The following is a 3456-nucleotide window of genomic DNA, read 5'->3' as shown; positions in this document are numbered from 1 at the left end:
CGGCCCGGCCTCTTCAAGAAAGCTCGGAGTCAGGCGGTGGTCTGCGGAAATGGTATCCTCGTGCGTTCGCCGCTGCGCGCCTTCCCGGGGCACGCACGGGCCGGCCGCCACCGCGTCGCACGCGTGGCGGCGCCCGCATGACGGCGGCGGGAATCCATCATCCAGAACCGACACAATACGGGGGAGACACACCCATGAAGCGTTTCAAGACTTTCGCGATCCGTTCGATCACGGCCGGCGTGGCCGCGCTCGCGCTGGCTGGTGCCGCGCACGCACAGACCGTCAAGGTGCTGTCGATCGTCGACCACCCGGCGCTCGATGCGATCCGCGACGGCGTGCGCGCCGAACTGAAGGCGGAAGGCTACGGCGACGACAAGCTCAAGTGGGAATACCAGAGCGCGCAGGGCAACACGGGCACGGCCGCGCAGATCGCGCGCAAGTTCGTCGGCGACCAGCCCGACGTGATCGTCGCGATCGCGACGCCGGCCGCGCAGGCGGTGGTCGCGTCGACGAAGAGCGTGCCGGTCGTCTATTCGGGCGTGACCGATCCGGTCGCCGCGCAGCTCGTGAAGGGCTGGGGCCCGTCGGGCACCAACGTGACGGGCGTGTCCGACAAGCTGCCGCTCGATCGCCAGGTCGCGCTGATCAAGCGCGTCGTGCCCAACGCGAAGACGGTCGGCATGGTCTACAACCCGGGCGAGGCGAATTCGGTCGTCGTCGTGAAGGAACTGAAGGAAATCCTCGCGAAGCAGGGGATGACGCTGAAGGAATCGGCCGCGCCGCGCACCGTCGACATCGGCCCGGCCGCGAAGAGCCTGATCGGCAAGGTCGACGTGATCTACACGAACACCGACAACAACGTCGTGTCCGCGTACGAAGCGCTCGTGAAGGTCGCGAACGAAGCGAAGATCCCGCTCGTCGCCGGCGACACCGACAGCGTGAAGCGCGGCGGCATCGCGGCGCTCGGCATCAACTACGGCGACCTCGGCCGCCAGACGGGCAAGGTCGTCGCGCGCATCCTGAAGGGCGAGAAACCGGGCGCGATCGCGTCGGAAACGAGCAGCAACCTCGAGCTGTTCGCGAACACGGGCGCGGCTGCGAAGCAGGGCGTGACGCTCGCGCCGGATCTGCTCAAGGACGCGAAGACGGTCATCAAGTAAGCCGCGGCCCGACCGCCGCGCCTGCAGGCCCGATCCGGGCCTGAACGACACCGCCGGACGGGCGGCTCCCACCCGGGGCCGCCCGTTCGCTTCGCCCGGCCGTACACGTCCGGCCGGGAAGCAACAGGATTTCCCCATCATGTCTCTGTTCTCGTTTCTGGGCGCCCTGGAGATCGGCCTGATCTTCAGCCTCGTCGCCCTCGGGGTGCTGATCTCGTTTCGCATCCTCAACTTCCCCGACCTCACCGTCGACGGCAGCTTTCCGCTCGGCGGCGCCGTCGCCGCGACGCTGATCTCCGCCGGCTACGACCCGTTCAGCTCGACCTGCATCGCGATCGTCGCGGGCGCGGCGGCCGGCTTCATCACCGGCTGGCTCAACGTGCGCCTGAAGATCATGGACCTGCTCGCCAGCATCCTGATGATGATCGCGCTCTATTCGGTGAACCTGCGGATCATGGGCCGGCCGAACGTGCCGCTCATCACCGAGCCGACCGTCTTCACCGTGCTGCAGCCCGACTGGATGCCCGATTACGTGCTGCGCCCCGCGCTGCTCGCGATCGTCGTCGTGGTCGCGAAGCTCGGCCTCGACTGGTTCTTCTCGTCGCAGCTCGGCCTCGCGATGCGCGCGACCGGCGCGAACCCGCGGATGGCGCGCGCGCAGGGCATCGCGACCGGCCGCGCGACGCTCGCCGGGATGGCGCTGTCGAACGCGCTCGTCGCGCTCGCCGGTGCGTTGTTCGCGCAGACGCAGGGCGGCGCGGACATCTCGATGGGGATCGGGACGATCGTGATCGGGCTGGCCGCGGTGATCATCGGCGAGACGCTGCTGCCGGCGCGCCGGCTCGTGCTGACGACGCTCGCCGTCGTGCTCGGCGCGATCGTCTACCGCTTCTTCATCGCGCTTGCGCTGAACAGCGAATTCATCGGCCTGAAGGCGCAGGACCTGAACCTCGTGACGGCCGCGCTCGTCACGATCGCGCTGGTGCTGCCGGCAACGCGCAAGAAGCTGTTCGCGCGCAAGAACGGAGGGGCCTGACATGCTGTCCGCACAAGACCTGAAACTGACGTTCAATCCCGGCACGCCGATCGAGACGCGCGCGCTGCGCGGGCTGTCGCTCGAGATTCCCGACGGCCAGTTCGTCGCGGTGATCGGCTCGAACGGCGCCGGCAAATCGACCTTCCTCAATGCGATCAGCGGCGACCAGGCCGTCGATGCGGGACGCATCTCGATCGACGGCACGGACGTCACGCGCAAGGCCGCGTGGAACCGTGCGCACCTCGTCGCGCGCGTGTTCCAGGATCCGATGGCCGGCACCTGCGAGGCGCTGACGATCGAGGAGAACATGGCGCTCGCGATGGCGCGCGGCGCGCGGCGCGGTTTTCGCGCGGCGCTCGACCGGCCGTCGCGCGAGCTGTTCCGCGACAAGCTGCGGCTGCTGAACCTCGGGCTGGAAAACCGGTTGACCGACCGGATCGGTCTGCTGTCGGGCGGCCAGCGGCAGGCGGTGAGCCTGTTGATGGCGTCGCTGCAGCCGTCGCGGATCCTGCTGCTCGACGAGCACACGGCCGCGCTCGACCCGAAGACGGCCGCGTTCGTGCTGGAGCTGACCGCGCGCATCGTCGCCGAGAGCAAGCTGACGACGATGATGGTCACGCACAGCATGCGGCAGGCGCTCGACTACGGCGACCGCACGGTGATGCTGCACCAGGGGCAGGTCGTGCTCGACGTGTCGGGCGACGCGCGCAAGGGGCTCGACGTGCCGGACCTGCTGCAGATGTTCGAGAAGGTGCGTCACGAGCAGCTCGACGACGACGCGCTGCTGCTCGGCTGACGGGCGGCTGGCGGGCCGGCGCGGCGCGGGGTGTTGCATCGTGCCGGTTCGCGTGAGGGTTGGCGTGCCGGCCCGGCGAGTCGGGTCGGGTCGACAAAATCGGCCCGACGAATTGGGGTGGCGCGGCGGGTCGGCAATTCGGCCCGGTTGGCGGTGGCGCGCGTTCGGGCGGCACGATCCGGCCATGCCCGCTCCGGTGCGGCGTAACATGACGACCGCGCCGGCTTTCCCGTCGTTTTTCCTCTGACGAAAACCGGTTTCGCGCCGGTGCTGTGCGACGCGAGCGCATTGCCATATACTGTATATCCATACAGTTGTGGGTGGCGTCATGCTCGCATCCTCCATTTCTCCCGAATCCCTTCATCCGTCCCTGTGGCGCGGTTCCCAGCTCGCGCGCGGCGGCCCGCGCACGATCGATACCGGCTTCGCCCCGCTGTCGGCCGAGCTGCCGGGCGGCGGCTGGC

3 protein-coding genes and 1 pseudogene are annotated in these 3456 nt (G+C 68.9%); all 4 read left to right on the top strand.

All coding sequences use genetic code 11. The annotated features are described in order from the left end of the window. Nucleotides 1–194 precede the first annotated feature (194 nt). Nucleotides 195–1160, top strand: coding sequence for an ABC transporter substrate-binding protein (locus DPV74_RS40070; protein ID WP_119339198.1), 966 nt, complete (start codon nucleotides 195–197; stop codon nucleotides 1158–1160). A gap of 139 nt (nucleotides 1161–1299) precedes the next feature. Continuing rightward, the gene (locus DPV74_RS40065; RefSeq protein WP_027789071.1) at nucleotides 1300–2196 is read left to right on the top strand and encodes an ABC transporter permease; all 897 of its coding nucleotides are present in this window, start codon (nucleotides 1300–1302) and stop codon (nucleotides 2194–2196) included. Nucleotide 2197: 1 nt separating this feature from the next. Then, nucleotides 2198–2992, top strand: coding sequence for an ABC transporter ATP-binding protein (locus tag DPV74_RS40060; protein WP_119339197.1), 795 nt, complete (start codon nucleotides 2198–2200; stop codon nucleotides 2990–2992). Nucleotides 2993–3320: 328 nt separating this feature from the next. Beyond that, nucleotides 3321–3456: pseudogene (locus DPV74_RS40055) on the top strand (recombinase RecA); the annotation flags it as partial.

Origin of the sequence: Burkholderia sp. HAN2018 (assembly GCF_024704855.1) — a bacterium.
GTDB classification, from domain to species: domain Bacteria; phylum Pseudomonadota; class Gammaproteobacteria; order Burkholderiales; family Burkholderiaceae; genus Burkholderia; species Burkholderia cepacia.
The sequence above is the reverse complement of the archived record's forward strand: the minus strand, read 5'-3'. Positions and strand labels throughout refer to the sequence as shown.

What these genes read in the sequence shown, in the direction of transcription:
- DPV74_RS40060 (WP_119339197.1), top strand. Translation starts at nt 2,198, where the DNA reads ATGCTGTCCGCACAAGACCTGAAACTGACGTTCAATCCCGGCACGCCG.
- DPV74_RS40070 (WP_119339198.1), top strand. Translation starts at nt 195, where the DNA reads ATGAAGCGTTTCAAGACTTTCGCGATCCGTTCGATCACGGCCGGCGTG.
- DPV74_RS40065 (WP_027789071.1), top strand. Translation starts at nt 1,300, where the DNA reads ATGTCTCTGTTCTCGTTTCTGGGCGCCCTGGAGATCGGCCTGATCTTC.